General features: G+C 68.5%; 9 protein-coding genes. 6 read left to right on the forward strand and 3 right to left on the reverse strand.

The genetic code is table 11. The features are described 5' to 3' along the window. Positions 1 to 8 precede the first annotated feature (8 nt). Complete coding sequence (gene dusB / locus AB0E91_RS29935) at positions 9 to 1,142, forward strand: tRNA dihydrouridine synthase DusB (RefSeq protein ID WP_361788267.1); 1,134 nt, start codon at positions 9 to 11, stop codon at positions 1,140 to 1,142. A gap of 113 nt (positions 1,143 to 1,255) precedes the next feature. On the opposite strand, the gene AB0E91_RS29940 is transcribed toward dusB, so the two are convergent. The 3 genes from AB0E91_RS29940 to AB0E91_RS29950 form a co-directional block, all read right to left on the reverse strand. After that, positions 1,256 to 2,824 (reverse strand): CDP-alcohol phosphatidyltransferase, encoded by a 1,569-nt coding sequence (locus tag AB0E91_RS29940; RefSeq protein ID WP_361788320.1) that lies wholly within the window; start codon positions 2,822 to 2,824, stop codon positions 1,256 to 1,258. An 869-nt stretch (positions 2,825 to 3,693) separates the two neighbouring features. Further along, a complete protein-coding gene (locus tag AB0E91_RS29945; RefSeq protein ID WP_361788269.1) occupies positions 3,694 to 5,631 on the reverse strand; it encodes a glycogen debranching N-terminal domain-containing protein in 1,938 nt (645 codons plus the stop codon). After that, positions 5,628 to 7,076 carry a trehalase family glycosidase gene (locus AB0E91_RS29950; protein WP_361788271.1) on the reverse strand — a complete coding sequence of 483 codons (1,449 nt, stop codon included), beginning with the start codon at positions 7,074 to 7,076 and terminating at the stop codon, positions 5,628 to 5,630. Before AB0E91_RS29950 ends, AB0E91_RS29945 begins: the two co-directional genes overlap by 4 nt. Before the next feature lie 120 nt (positions 7,077 to 7,196). Between AB0E91_RS29950 and AB0E91_RS29955 the strand changes: the two genes are divergently transcribed. The 5 genes from AB0E91_RS29955 to AB0E91_RS29975 all read left to right on the forward strand — a co-directional run bounded on the left by AB0E91_RS29955 (position 7,197) and on the right by AB0E91_RS29975 (position 14,905). Continuing rightward, positions 7,197 to 8,426 carry an ROK family protein gene (locus AB0E91_RS29955; RefSeq protein ID WP_361788273.1) on the forward strand — a complete coding sequence of 410 codons (1,230 nt, stop codon included), beginning with the start codon at positions 7,197 to 7,199 and terminating at the stop codon, positions 8,424 to 8,426. Positions 8,427 to 8,832: 406 nt separating this feature from the next. Beyond that, positions 8,833 to 11,553, forward strand: coding sequence for a pyruvate, phosphate dikinase (ppdK, locus tag AB0E91_RS29960; protein WP_361788275.1), 2,721 nt, complete (start codon positions 8,833 to 8,835; stop codon positions 11,551 to 11,553). Positions 11,554 to 12,486: 933 nt separating this feature from the next. Beyond that, complete coding sequence (locus AB0E91_RS29965; RefSeq protein ID WP_361788277.1) at positions 12,487 to 13,668, forward strand: hypothetical protein; 1,182 nt, start codon at positions 12,487 to 12,489, stop codon at positions 13,666 to 13,668. A 261-nt stretch (positions 13,669 to 13,929) separates the two neighbouring features. Further along, positions 13,930 to 14,742 carry a hypothetical protein gene (locus AB0E91_RS29970; protein ID WP_361788279.1) on the forward strand — a complete coding sequence of 271 codons (813 nt, stop codon included), beginning with the start codon at positions 13,930 to 13,932 and terminating at the stop codon, positions 14,740 to 14,742. Positions 14,743 to 14,779: 37 nt separating this feature from the next. Continuing rightward, entirely contained in the window at positions 14,780 to 14,905 is a 126-nt protein-coding gene (locus tag AB0E91_RS29975) for a hypothetical protein (protein ID WP_361788281.1), read from the forward strand. The last annotated feature ends 24 nt before the right edge of the window (positions 14,906 to 14,929 follow it).

Consider the following 14,929-nt stretch of genomic DNA (forward strand, 5'->3'; position numbering starts at 1 on the left):
AGCCCCTGATGAACCAGCCCCTCTCCATCGGCCCGCACGCCGTGGCGCCGCCCGTCGTGCTCGCACCCATGGCGGGGATCACCAACGCGCCCTTCCGCACCCTGTGCCGGGAGTTCAGCGGGGGCAAGGGGCTGTTCGTCAGCGAGATGATCACCACCCGGGCGCTGGTCGAGCGCAACGAGAAGACCATGCAGCTGATCAGGTTCGACGCGAGCGAGAAGCCGCGCTCGATCCAGCTGTACGGCGTCGACCCGGCCACCGTCGGCAAGGCCGTCCGCATGATCGCGGAGGAGGGCCTCGCCGACCACATCGACCTGAACTTCGGCTGCCCGGTCCCCAAGGTGACCCGCAAGGGCGGCGGCTCCGCGCTGCCGTACAAGCGGAACCTGCTGCGCGCCATCCTGCGCGAGGCCGTCTCCGGCGCCGGTGACCTGCCGGTCACCATGAAGATGCGCAAGGGCATCGACGACGACCACATCACCTACCTCGACGCCGGCCGCATCGCCGTCGAGGAGGGCGTCACCGCCATCGCGCTGCACGGCCGCACCACCGCCCAGCACTACGGCGGCACCGCCGACTGGGAGGCCATCGCCCGCCTCAAGGAGCACGTCCCGGAGATCCCGGTGCTCGGCAACGGCGACATCTGGTCCGCCGAGGACGCGCTGCGCATGGTCCGCGAGACCGGGTGCGACGGCGTGGTCGTCGGACGCGGCTGCCTCGGCCGGCCGTGGCTGTTCGCGGACCTGGTGGCCGCCTTCGAGGGACGTACGGACGAACTGGCGCGGCCGAGCCTGAAGGAGGTGGCCGACGTCATGGTCCGGCACGCCACCCTGCTCGGGGAGTGGAGCGGCGACGAGTCCAAGGGCGTCATCGACTTCCGCAAGCACGTCGCCTGGTACCTCAAGGGCTTCGCGGTCGGCTCCGAGATGCGCAAGCAGCTCGCGATCACCTCGTCGCTGGACGAGCTGCGTGCCGGGCTCGACGAGCTGGACCTCGGCCAGGCGTGGCCCACCGGGGCGGACGGCCCGCGCGGGCGTACGTCCGGCAACAACCGGGTGGTGCTGCCGGACGGCTGGCTGAAGGACCCGTACGACTGCGCGGGCGTCGGCGAGGACGCGGAGCTGGACACGTCCGGGGGCTGAGCGACCCGCCGCGACGGCCGGGTGCCGTCCGGGTACGCGAAGAAGGGCTGAGCCGCTCGGGGGCTCAGCCCTTCTTGGTGTCGGTCTGTCCTTCTCGGTGCCGGTCTGCGGGCTCAGCCCTTCTTCGGGTGCGGGGTGGAGCCGTACGCCGTCAGGAAGCGGTCGCGGAAGGCGCTCATCTTCCACACCGGGGCGTCGTGCGCCGGGCGCAGGCCGTCGGACCAGCCCCAGTCCGCGACCTTGTCGAGGACCTTCGGGTCCTTGGCGATGATGGAGATCGGCACGTCACGGCTGGCGTGGTTGCCGCTGACGCGGGCGATGGGCTGATGGTCGCCGAGGACGACCAGCACCGTGTCCTCGCTGCCGTAGCGGGTGAGCCACTCGGTGAGCGCGGTCATCGAGTACTGGATCGACTTGCCGTACTCCTCACGGGACTTGGTGGTGTCCGCGATGACGTCGGCCGACTTGTTGCCCGCCGCCTCGATGGGCTTGAAGATCGAGCCGTCGCCCAGCTGGTCCCAGCCGACCATCTTCGGGATCGGCGCCCACGGCTGGTGGCTCGAGGTGAGGATGATCTCGGACATCAGGGCCTTGCCGTCGGTGCGCTTCTTGCCGTGGACGCGCTGCTGGAACTGCTCCAGGGTGTACTGGTCGGGCATCGTGGACCAGCTGAACTTCGGTCCCTTGTAGCCGAGTTCGAAGGCGTTGTAGACCTTGTCGAGGCCGAAGTAGCTCTGCTCCGGCCATGCCTTCTGCACACCCGGCATGATGCCGACGGTGTCCCAGGCGCCGCTCTTCTGGAACACCTTCGTCAGGCTGAGGTGGTCGCTGGCCATCACCGTGCGGTAGCGCTGCTGGTTGCTGATCCACAGGCCCGACAGGGTGGTGGAGTGGCCGAGCCAGCTGCTGCCGCCGTACGTCGCGGAGGTCAGCCAGCCGCTCTTGGCGTGGTAACCGGCCTTGGTCAGCGCCTCGGTGCGCTCGTCCAGGGTCTTGTCCACGCCGGGCGCCATGATCGGGTCCTCGATCGCGCTGCGGCCGTAGCTCTCGATGAACGTGAAGAGCATGTCCTTGCCGCGGAGGTCGGGTACGAGCTGGGCGGGGGGCGTGTCGCCGAAGGCGTCCACCTTGGCGATCTTCCCGAACTCCGCCTCGTCCTTCAGGGTTTCGCTCACCCGCTCGGTCTGGCTGTGCATCGCCGCGACGGTGGTGTCCGAGGCGAGCGGCACGCCTGCGATCTCCAACCCGAGGGAGGAGCAGGCGACCCAGGCGACACCGGCGATCAACGTGGCGCGGGTCGCGATGCGTTGATGCCGGGCGATCACGTTGCTCAGCCGTACGGCGCAGAGGGCCAGCACGGCGAACATCAGCAGCACGACCACGATCAGTCCTGCCGTCGCCGCGAGCGTCGCCGTCCGGCCGAGCGAGTCCTCCAGATAGGACTGCGCGTCCCCGAGCAGCGTCCAGTCCAGCACCATGTTGAACGTCCGCCCCAGATACTGGCGGAAGCCCATGTCCAGCCAGTTCAGCAACGTGAGCGCGGCGAGCACGACACCGGAGACGGCGGCCAGGACCACCCTCGGCCGACGCGGCAGCGCCAGCATCACTGCGGCACCGGCGATCGCCTCCCCGGGCAGGCGGAGGAAGTTGGCGGGCCCGATCCCGTAGATGCTGTTGGGCATCACGAGAGCCACGACGACGAGGACCGCGGCGATGACGGTGAGGGCGACGGAGAGGACTTGGGCGGCACCGGGGTTCTTCGCCCGCCAACGGGCGGCCCAGGAAGGGGGCTTGGCGGGCGATTCGTCACCCGGGGTGGCGGCGTCGGGCTCCGCGGTGCCGTCCTGAGCCGGGCTGTCGCCCACTTCTGCGGCACCGCCGGCCGACTCCGTCCCGTCCGTGTCCGCGTGCTCTCCGGGGGCTGCCTTCGCGCCGGTCGCGCCCTGAACAGCCGCCTCCGGACTCGCGCTTGCGCCACTGTCCGGGGCCGCACCTTCGGAACCGCCCTCGGCGGGGGACGCGTCGGGGTTCCTCGCAGGGGAGTCCGTGGCGGCGGTGGCCTTCGCGCCCTTCGGGGCGTCTCCGGTGCCTTCGGCCGTGTCCGCACTTTCGGCCTCGGGGCCGTCCTGGACGGTGTCCGCGTCCCGCGCGGGCGCGGCCGCTTCGGCCGTCGGGCCGTCCCCGGCGGAGTCCGTGTCCACGTCCTCCACGGAAGTGGCAGTCGCGCCCCCGGCCGAAGCGGAGCCCCCCGGGGCGGCCCCCGTGTCCACGGACCTCACGGAAGTGTTCGTCCCCGCCCGGCCGGAGTCCCCGTCCGCGCCCCCCGCAGGGGCCCCGCTCGGTGAATGGCTCGTGTTCTTTTGCTGAGGCAACCCGGGGGTCCTTCCGTGCGCGGGCTGGGGTGGGGGGAGGAGGCGGGCCGCGCTGGGGAGGCTGGGCGGGACCGGTCGGGACCGGTCAGCCTGGCCCGCCGTCCATTCGTACGGGCTGCCACCGGCCCACGTTCAGGGCGCTCGGCAAATACCGGGCAAACGCCCGGTCAAGGCTGATGTCACGCACCTCCGACCGCGGTGAGGAGCGCGAGCGGAGCCGCCGCCGAGCGGGATTCCCGTACGCAGGCGTGCGGGTACGGCACCGGCTCGGGGTGGGTGTCGCGGTCGTAGCCCGCCAGCACCTCGGGGAGCCGGTGACCGCCCGCCGTCGCCGCGTCCACCAGGCCGTGGGCGACCGCGCGGGCCTCGTCGTGGAGGCCGTAGCGGGCGAGGCCGAGGGCGATGAGCGCGTTGTCGTGCGGCCAGACCGAGCCCCGGTGGTAGGAGAGCGGGTGGTAGGCCGCCTGGCCGGAGGCCAGCGTGCGGACGCCCCAGCCGGAGAAGAAGTCCGGCTCGAGGAGGCGGCGGCCGACCAGCTCCCCGTACTCCTTGTCCAGCAGCCCCGACCACAGCAGATGCCCCGCGTCGGAGGCCAGCGCGTCGATCCGGCGCCCCTCGCCGTCCAGCGCGAGCGCGGGGAAGGAGCGTTCCCGCATCCAGAAGTCCCGCTGGAAACGGTCGCGGAGGTCGGCCGCCGCCTGCTCCAGGAGCGCGGCGTACGTCGCGTCGTCCCACACCGTCCGCGCCACCCACGCCGTACGGCGCAGCGCGTCGTAGGCGTACCCCTGCGCGCCCGCCGCCATCACCGCGCCGGTCGGCCGGGTGCCGTCCGCGCAGCAGATCGCGCCGGGGGAGTCCTTCCAGTTCTGGTTGGCGAGGCCGCCCTCGTCGGCGCGGTAGACCAGATAGCCGCGCGAGGTCAGCCCGCCGTGGTCCAGCATCCAGCCGATCGCCGCGCGGGCGTGCGGCTCCAGGCGCCGGGCGAGCGCCGCGTCCCCCGTGCGCTCCACGTACGCGCCGAGCAGGACGAGGAAGAGCGGGGTGGCGTCGACCGAGCCGTAGTACCGCCCGTACGGCACCTGCCCGAAGTGGGCCAGCTCGCCGTGGCGCACCTCGTGCACGATCTTGCCGGGCTGGGCGAGCGGGGAGCGGCCGGTGCCGGTCGCCTGAGTGGCGGCGAGGGCGGGCAAGGTCGCGGCGGCCAACTGCGGCCGGTACGGCAGCGCGAACAGCGCGGTCAGCAGGGCGTCCCGGCCGAGCAGGGCCAGGAACCAGGGCGCCCCGCCCGCCGGTACGCGCAGCTCCTCCCCGTCCGGCCCGGTCGCCGGAACCTGGAGCGAGGCCAGGTCGTCAAGACCCCGCGCACACGCCGCCGCCAGCTCGGGCCAGCCGGTCGGGAAGGCGACGCCCTCCACGAACCGGACCTGGAGATCCCGGAGTTGTTCCCGCACGGCGGCGGGCGAGCGCGGCACCCGCACCGCGCGCCGGTCGCCGTGCGGCCGGGCCATCACCCGCAACAGCAGCTCCGCGCTGCCGTACGGGGGCAGTTCGAGCGTCCACACCAGCCGCCGCGCCCCCGTACCGGTCTCCTCCACCGCCTCCGGCGCCGGATCGGCGGTGACGGACGTACAGGAGCGCCACTCGCCGCGCCGGTAACCGAACTCGATCCCGTCGTCCAGGACTTGGCGGGTGCGTACCGCCCCCGCCTTGGCGTACGTACGGTGGTCGGAGCGCAGCTCGAACTGGTCGGCGAAGTCGACGTCCACGGTGAGCGCGAGCCGCACCGTGGCGGTCACCGCGAGATTGCTGGTCACCTTCAGGGACTCCACGAACGCCCGGTCCCCGACGGCCTGTTCGCGCCACAGGGTGTACGGCGGCGGCTCCTGACGCCCCCCGCGCGGCACCAGGACACAGCGCGCCGTGTCCCCGTCCGCGACCGGCGTCAGCACCTCCGGCACCGCGCCGTCCACGGTGAGCTGCCAGCGGCTGAGATGCCGGGCGTCCCGCACGAACACGCCGTCCGGCGAACTCCCGCCGCGCACTCCGCCGATGTCGCCCCGGTCGCCCACGGCGGCGAACGTCGCCCCGCGCACGAACAGATGATGCCGCTCCGTCATCGGTCCCCTCCCTCGTCCGTCCTGCCGCCGCTGTGGCTCAGGAGCGTGTCGTGCGAATCGCCTTTGTCCATGCGCCCGTTGGTCCCCGGCTCCCCGTGCAGCAGGTCGAGAGTGAGGGCCGCCGTCCAGCCGAACGCCGGTGCCCCGCAGGCCGCGCCGGTGTGCGGGGCGACGTACTCCGCGAAGCCCGAGGTGTCCGCCGTGCGCAGAAAGGCGGTGCGCAGGCCGTCCGCCAACTGCCGCTCTCCGTAAGCCCGCAGCCCCCGCTCGACCAGCCACGCGGTGTTGAACCAGGCCGGGCCGCGCCAGTAGCGGTGCGGGTCGAACGCGTCGCCCAACAGGTCGTAACTGGGCACCAGTCGAGTGGTCGAGCCGAGCCCGAAGTGCGGGCCGCGCAGGGTGCGTACGAGCGCTGCGGACACCTCGCGGGGCAGCCCCGGCAACAGCAGCGGGACCAGTCCCGTCACGCCCCGCTCGCGCACCAACCCGCCGCCGCGCAGGTCCCGGCAGAGGAACATGCCGTACGACGTGTCCCACAGTCGCTCCACCAGGGCCGCCGTCAGCCGCTCGGCGCGCGCGTGGCGGGCGGTGCCGGGGGCGCCCAGCTCGCGGGCGATCTCGGCGAGGGCGTGCTCGGAGGCGATGAGCAGCGCGTTGAACGCCGGGTCCTCCACGGCGAACTCCCCGCCCCCGTCGGCGTATTCACCGTCCCGGTAGTCGGCCGCGAGCCGCACGTACCGCCCGTAGTCCAGATCCGTCGGCCGGTCCTCGGGCGAGCCGTGGGCGAGGTCCGCGCGGCGGAAGGAGCGGGCCGGGGCGGGGGAGACGCGGGCCAACGGGGCGTCCCAGCAAGGGCTGTTGTCCATCCCCTGCTCCCAGGGATGCACCACCGACACCAGTCCGCCCCCGCCGAGGTCCCGCCGGTGCAGCAGATAGCGGTGCCAGGCCGCCAGCCGGGGATAGACCCGGGCGAGGAAACCGCGCGCCCGCGACAGGCCCGGGTCGGCCCGGTGCACCAGCCACGCGGCCAGCGCATGCACGGGTGGCTGCACGATGCCGGACGTCTGTACCGTGCGCGGGGCGCCCGCGGCGCGTCCGGCGGCCGAGGAGCGCCAGAAGTCGGGGCTCGGGAAGTACGCGTCGAGCGGCACGGAGGGGTGGAAGACGATGTGCGGCACGCGCCCGTCGGCCCACTGCGCCGCAAGCAGCGTCTCCAGTTCGGTCTGGGCCCGCAGCGGCGAGAGATGGCGCAGCCCGATCGCGATGAACGCCGAGTCCCAGGACCACTGGTGCGGATACAGGCTCCGCGAGGGGACCGTTGAGGCACCCGTCCAGTTCGTCCGCAATACGCGGGCCGCCCTGACGTGCAGCGATGTCGTGGGTGGCGGATCGTATGCGATCTCGCGCTCCGTGACACGGGCAGTGAGCTGGGCAGTGCGATCCACTCGGGGCTCCCCGAAGACGTCCGGCCGGCCAGGTTTGGTTGTGTCTACCGCAGGGTTACGTCTATTTAACACGCAAAACTCAATATGTAATGCAAGCTTGAGGAACACAAGGGGGTGTGCATGACCGGACGGGTCGGCAGGACGGGAAAGACAGCCAGGGGAGGCGCTCAGTCGAGCGCCGGGGACCTGCTCGAACTGGTACGCAGCGGGCGCGCGGTCACTCGCGGCGCCCTCCAGCAGATGACCGGGCTGTCCCGCGCGACCGTCGGCCAGCGCCTGGACCGGCTCTTCCGCGCGGGCTGGCTGCGCGAGGGCGCGGGCGGTCCGGTGGACTCCCCGCTCGGCGGGCGCCCCGCCGTCACCCTGGAGTTCGACGGCTCGCACGCGGTCGTCCTCGCCGCCGATCTGGACACCCGGCACGCCCGCGCCGCCGTCCTCACCCTGACCGGCGAGATCCTGGCCGAGCACTCCGGCACCCTCGTCGTGGAGGACGGCCCCGAGGCGGTCCTCGCCGAACTCGGCCGCTGGTTCGCCCGGTTGCTCGACCAGGCGGGCCACCGCCCCGAGGAGGTCTGCGGCATCGGGCTCGGTGTGCCCGGCCCCGTGGACAGCGAGACCGGCCAGGTGATCCAGCCCCCGATGATGACCGGCTGGGACGGCTACGACATAAGGGGCCGCCTCTCCCGCGCCTTCACCGAACACACCGGCGCCCCCGCCGTCCCGGTCCTCGTGGACAACGACGCCAACCTCATGGCCTACGGCGAGCAGCGCACCGGACACCCCGACTGCGCGGCGTTCGTGCTGGTCAAGGTGTCCACCGGCATCGGCGCCGGGGTCGTCGTGGACGGCGCGCTCTACCGGGGCATCGACGGCGGCGCGGGCGACATCGGGCACATCCGGGTCGGCACCGACGCGCTGTGCCGGTGCGGCTCCTACGGCTGCCTCGCGGCCGTCGCCAGCGGGGGCGCCGTGGCCCGGCGGCTCGCGGAGGCGGGAGTGCCGGCCGAGTCCGGCTCCGACGTACGCGAACTCCTCGCGGCGGGCGACCCCCAGGCGGCGGCGCTGGCCCGCGAGGCCGGCCGCCAGGTCGGAGACGTGCTGGCCACCGTCGTCACCCTGCTCAACCCCGGCGTCCTGATGATCGCGGGCGACCTCGCGGGCACCCCCTTCGTGACCGGCGTCCGCGAACTCCTCTACCAGCGCGCCCTGCCCCGCTCCACGGCCCACCTGGACGTCGTCACCGCGCGACTGGGGGAGCGGGCGGGGGTGATCGGCGCGGGGGCTCTGGTCGTGGAGCACCTGTACGCGCCGGAGCGGGCGGAGGAGCGGTTGGCGGCGCTGGGGGTGTGACGCGTGCGTTTCCGGCCCGTGTCCCCGTCCGCATGGTGAAAATCCGGGGCCTGTGGCAGCGTGATTCTCGCCACCCTTGATAAGGGGAGCGCTCAGATGAGCGGATCTTCGGCGGTTGCACTTCTCCAAGGGGTGGCACTCGGTGCCACCTCTTGGTCGTTCAATGATCGAACTCAAACGCGCCGAAGATAGCTCAAATGAGCGCCCAGGTCCGCCTGAACGGAGGCTTGCGTTCAAGAGTTGAAAACACGAGTGGCCGTGCCCTTGCCCTGCCTTTGCTTTAGAACCTGTGGCAGACGGCTGGTTACAGGCTTATGACGCACTGCTGGACGTACCCAGATGCCTTCGATCTGGGTATGTTCCTCGCCGTCAGGGCAGCCACCGCGGCCTCAAGGAGTCGAGACCCGTGCCGGAAAACAAAGAGCCTCACGTAGCGAAGTTCGTCTACGACTTCACCGAGGGGAACAAGGACCTCAAGGACCTGCTCGGTGGCAAGGGCGCCAACCTCGCCGAGATGACCAACCTCGGACTGCCGGTCCCTCCCGGCTTCACCATCACCACCGAGGCGTGCAAGGTCTACCTCGACAGCGGGGAGGAGCCCGCGGCACTGCGTGACGAGGTGAGTGCGCACCTCGACGCGCTGGAGCAGCGCATGGGCAAGAAGCTCGGCCAGGCCGACGACCCGCTGCTGGTCTCTGTCCGTTCGGGCGCCAAGTTCTCCATGCCCGGCATGATGGACACCGTCCTGAACATCGGCCTGTCGGACAAGTCCGTGAAGGGCCTGACCAAGCAGGCCGGCGACGAGCGCTTCGCCTGGGACTCCTACCGCCGCCTCATCCAGATGTTCGGCAAGACCGTCCTCGGCGTCGACGGCGAGCTGTTCGAGGAGGCGCTGGAGCAGGCCAAGGAGGCCAAGGGCGTCCAGGTCGACACCGAACTCGACGCGGCCGACCTGAAGAAGCTGGTCACCGCCTTCAAGAAGATCGTCAAGGGCGAGGCGGGCCGGGACTTCCCGCAGGACCCGCGCGAGCAGATGGACCTCGCGATCAAGGCCGTCTTCGACTCGTGGAACGGCGACCGGGCCAAGCTCTACCGCCGCCAGGAGCGCATCCCGGGCGACCTCGGCACCGCCGTCAACGTGTGCTCCATGGTCTTCGGCAACCTCGGCCCCGACTCCGGCACCGGCGTCGCCTTCACCCGCGACCCCGCCTCGGGCCAGCAGGGCGTCTACGGCGACTACCTCCAGAACGCCCAGGGCGAGGACGTGGTCGCGGGCATCCGCAACACCGTCTCGCTGGCGGAGCTGGAGAGCATCGACAAGGCGTCGTACGACCAGCTCATGCAGATCATGGAGACGCTGGAGAACCACTACCTGGACCTCTGCGACATCGAGTTCACCATCGAGCGCGGCAAGCTGTGGATGCTCCAGACCCGGGTCGGCAAGCGCACCGCGGGCGCGGCGTTCCGTATCGCCACCCAGCTCGTGGACCAGGGCCTGATCGACGAGACCGAGGCGCTCCAGCGGGTCAACGGCGCCCAGCTCGCCCAGCTGATGTTCCCCCGCTTCGACGAGGACGCCAAGGCCGAGCAGGTCGGGCGGGGCATCGCGGCCTCGCCGGGCGCGGCGGTCGGCAAGGCGGTCTTCGACTCGTACACCGCCGTCAAGTGGTCCCGCTCCGGCGAGAAGGTCATCCTGGTCCGCCGGGAGACCAACCCCGACGACCTGGACGGCATGATCGCCGCCGAGGGCATCCTCACGTCGCGCGGCGGCAAGACCTCCCACGCGGCCGTGGTCGCGCGCGGCATGGGCAAGACCTGTGTCTGCGGCGCGGAGGAGCTGGAGGTCGACACCAAGCGGCGCCGGATGACGGTGCCGGGCGGTCACGTGGTCGAGGAGGGCGACGTCATCTCCATCGACGGCTCCTCCGGCAAGGTGTACCTCGGTGAGGTCCCGGTCGTCCCCTCTCCCGTCGTCGAGTACTTCGAGGGCCGGATGCACCCGGGCGCCGACGACGCCGACGAGCTGGTCGAGGCCGTGCACCGGATGATGGCCTTCGCCGACCGCAAGCGGCGCCTCCGCGTGCGCGCCAACGCCGACAACGCCGAGGACGCGCTGCGCGCCCGCCGCTTCGGCGCCCAGGGCATCGGGCTGTGCCGCACCGAGCACATGTTCCTCGGGGACCGGCGTGAGCTGGTCGAGCGGCTGATCCTGGCCGACACGGAGACGGAGCGCGAGGAGTCCCTGAAGCAGCTGCTCCCGCTGCAGAAGAAGGACTTCGTCGAGCTGTTCGAGGCGATGGACGGCCTGCCGGTGACGGTACGTCTCCTCGACCCGCCGCTGCACGAGTTCCTCCCCGACATCACCGAACTGTCGGTCCGCGTCGCTCTGGCGGAATCTCGCCAGGAGCCGCACGAGAACGAACTCCGCCTCCTCCAGGCGGTCCACCGCCTGCACGAGCAGAACCCGATGCTGGGCCTGCGGGGTGTACGTCTCGGCCTGGTCATCCCCGGCCTCTTCACCATGCAGGTCCGCGCCATCGCGGAGGCCGCGGCCGAGCGCAAGACCGCCAAGGGCGACCCACGCGCCGAGATCATGATCCCGCTGGTCGGCACCGTCCAGGAGCTGGAGATCGTCCGCGAGGAGGCCGACCAGGTCATCGCGGAGGTGGAAGCGGCGACGGGTACGCGCCTGAAGCTCGCGATCGGCACGATGATCGAACTCCCGCGCGCCGCGCTGACCGCCGGTCAGATCGCTGAGGCGGCCGAGTTCTTCTCCTTCGGCACGAACGACCTCACCCAGACGGTGTGGGGCTTCAGCCGGGACGACGTGGAGGCCTCGTTCTTCACGGCGTACCTGGAGAAGGGCATCTTCGGCGTCTCCCCGTTCGAGACGATCGACAAGGACGGGGTCGGCTCCCTGGTCAAGTCGGCTGCCGCGGCAGGCCGTTCGACCCGCCCCGACCTGAAGCTCGGCGTCTGCGGCGAACATGGCGGCGACCCCGAGTCGGTCCACTTCTTCCACGAGGTCGGCCTCGACTACGTCTCCTGCTCCCCGTTCCGCATCCCGGTCGCCCGCCTTGAGGCGGGCCGCGCGGCGACGGAGTCCAGGGGGAGCGACCACCGCTGATCCCTCCGGGGCGGCACCCGCCCCTCCCCAACCCCGGAGCCGTCGACGGTCCCCGACCCTCACCACCGATCGCCGACGGCTCCGGCGCCACAAAGAAGGGGCGGCACCCTGTGCGGGGGTGCCGCCCTTTCGTGCATGAGCTGGGGGGACTGCCAAGATACGTCGCTGAGCAGGCCAAATAGCGTTTGCTGGCGTTGGTTGTCGCTGAACCTGCATGGAACTGTTGTGCCCTGCGGGTGCGGCTCGGGCTTGTCACGTGTGGTGGTAGTCGCCAGGGGGGGGGCGTGCCTGCGGCCGTTCTCTACAGCCACAATTGATCACGGGCGGCCGTGACCTGCGGCCGCCTCATCGATCAACGCTCTGACCTGCTGCTGAGCTGTCGGTAGTGGTCGACGTTGGTCATCCTTGAGCGCCTTTCCACGGGCCCGAGGACGGCCTGGGACCGGCGCTTAGAAGTTGCAGGCAAGTACTCGCAGATAAGTCTGAATGGTGTGCGTCGACACCGTGCTGGGCTTGCTGAATGGTGTTGGGGCACACCCTCGCTGCCATCAGACCCGTCCCACTGGTCATCTTGGTCTCGTCCGGTCTTGTCACGCAGCACGTGCAGACATAGCACTGCGGTTCGGTGCCGTCGGCAGAAGAGCCGATTGTTCTTGGCCTGAAGTATGGCCTCGGCGTCATCGGATCGGATGGCACTCACTGCCCCACGCCTGATCGTCTATCTGACCTGTGGTGGGGGCCTTCAGGGCCGGCACCGCCCCCAACTTGCAACGGCCTCCATCCTGGTGGCTAGCTCCGGGGATGGCACGTTGCGACGATCATGATGGGAGGTGGTATGGGCTCACCTCGGCCGTGGTATAGCTCTGTTAACAGTCACTTACAGCGGGTACGATCTGGCGTTGACATGCGGCGAGCGCGGAGCTAGGGGGGGCAATGAAAGTACCGCAGAACGCCCTGTTGCCGAAGTTTGATCAAAAATCTGATTACTTTGACTATTTCTCTGGCGACGGATCGAAAGTTCGACAACTAGAAGACAAAAAGCTTGCTGCCGGGCTGCAGAAAAGCTACATCCTAGAGACTGTGGATGGCGGCAACCCGAATTCCCGTTTGTCTGTTGAAGAACTGTTTTCGAGGAGCGGACTTCAGGCGGCTCAGCTTTCCAGGGAAAGGAGTGCTTACGAGATCTCCACAGAGAACGGCGAGCGCGTTGCCCTAGTTGAGCAAGTTGACAATAGGTACCTGACGCTTTATACGTTGCTCCCATCGAATCAGTCAGACAAGCTAGTTCGCTCGGCCGTTTCGGTGAACCCCTTTCTCGATCATCTATGGCTTTCGTCTCAGTCCTTCTTGGCGTTGTGGACCAATGTCCTAGCGGGGAACAGTGGACGACGTTACGGCAAGATCACGTTCGAGCACGAGTCCATCTACGAAGTGTCGGAGGAAGAGGCCGGCGAGTATCTCCCTGATGAACGGCGAACGTCGCGCTTTACCATGGTCGATAAGCTCGAGGTAATGGCACAGAAGATGGATCCACTCCAGCAGGAGTATGCGCCACTCGCCTCTATTACGCAGATGCGCCTCCCTGCGCAGGGTCGCGGAGGTCACGACCTTTACTACGACGGCAAGGTCACAAATCGTAGCGGCTCTTTCGTCGACCACCGCAGCACGCTGCATGGCGTGGTGGAGATGTATAGATCATTGACGCGTAGTGTCGAGCGGCAACTCTGGACTTCCGTATCTCCGTCCAGCTCCTTTGGTGGGGCCAGCGTCGGTTCGGTTGCTGAGATTGTATTCAGTAAGCCTCTTGCGGAGGATATTTTTCGGCGGTGGGTCTTGAGTATCTTCAATAACCGGCGGAACAGGTTCAGGCTTACTGGCTATGCAAAGTGGCTCAATGGAACCAAGGTTCACGCGAATGCCATTGACCAGCACCTATGGCAGCCACTGGTTATGGAGTTCACGCCCGCGCGCATTGTAGCCGTCCTTCCGCACGGCACATGCGGAAATTCGGTTAATCGACTGGTTTCAAACATCCAGCGGTTCATCGATCCGAAAGTGACTGCCTACATCGGGAACAAAGAATACGGCACGCTGATCCCGACCGTTGCTGTGTAGAGCTGCACCCAAGGGGGGGAATTGCTCACTCGTGATCCTGTTTTTCAGGTCAATTCGTGTTTGTGGCTCGTCTCTGACCAGGCAGAGGGGGTAAGTGCGAGTCGACCGTACTTTGAGGCTGGATACCGGCTTAGGGCGCTGGGTCCGCGATTCCCATTCGCCACACACGTCAAAACTAAACTGGTATCCATTGGATGGAATCCAGCCCCACCTGAGCCAGACATTGTGGTCCACCATCACCAGTCCGGTGATCACCTGGTCATGGAGTGCAAGGCATCTGGGTTTGGATCTGAGTCGAGCACGGCTGGGCAGGCTCGCAAGTTGCTGGTGGCAGGTGCGGATGCCGAAGCTGCGCTTAGCATTTCAGGTGATGCATTCATTCTCTACACGCTTCCGTCCGAGGACGCTGATCTACAGATGCGGTGTCTCGAAGAGATATGTGCGGAAGTGGAAGCGGCGGGGCTCGAGACTGCGCCCTATGGGACGCTTGGTCTTGAGATAGATGAGAGTGGCCTCTGGGCAGATCTGAGACTGAGTCGCCCCTGTGATAAACCGCATCTTCTGGCGATCCTAGGGCGAATTCTCGTTTCACCTGCGGTTGGCGGCGATTCGCGTCCGTTGTATCTCATTCCGTACGATCCAACGACAGCTGAAAATCAGAATCCGGATGAGAAAGCGTACTGCTACCGCCAACTGCTGGAGAGGTTTTATCTCGCTGCTGTGCGGGCGCTCGGCACAGCGCGGGTTCCCGACTCAGTAGTGTTGATGGGTGACGACTTGCTGCGCGAGGCAACGTTCGGAATATCACCCAAATGGCATGCCAAGGAGTTGAATAAACTTAAGGGCGACCTTCTTAGAGGCATGACTACGGTGCTTGGGAAGAAGAATCTCAAGGGGAAGGTTCATTATCACTCTTCTCAGGTTGAGGTCATCTTGAATGATGACACCGAGCGGCAGTCTGCGATAAGTATGCTCCTTAAGGCGAACTCGGAGCAGTTGGCCTTGAAGGGTGTGAGCGGCCAGCTTGACATAGAAGACGGAATTGATGAGTCCTCTTCCGTTAGTGAGGTGTAAGCGCAGATAGGTTTGCAGCGGCGAGTCAAGGTCGGTCATGGTGGAGATCAGCCCCCGACCGTCGGTTCCGGGGGAGCCCGAGGGAGTGATCCTCCTGGATGACCTGGAGGTGCTGACCGAAGGGGCCATCCCGGGCTGCAACGACGACAACCCGTACCGGTAGGCAACCGGCCGCGCGGACCGCGGG

Origin of the sequence: Streptomyces sp. NPDC026659 (genome assembly GCF_040638245.1) — a bacterium.
Taxonomy (GTDB): domain Bacteria; phylum Actinomycetota; class Actinomycetes; order Streptomycetales; family Streptomycetaceae; genus Streptomyces.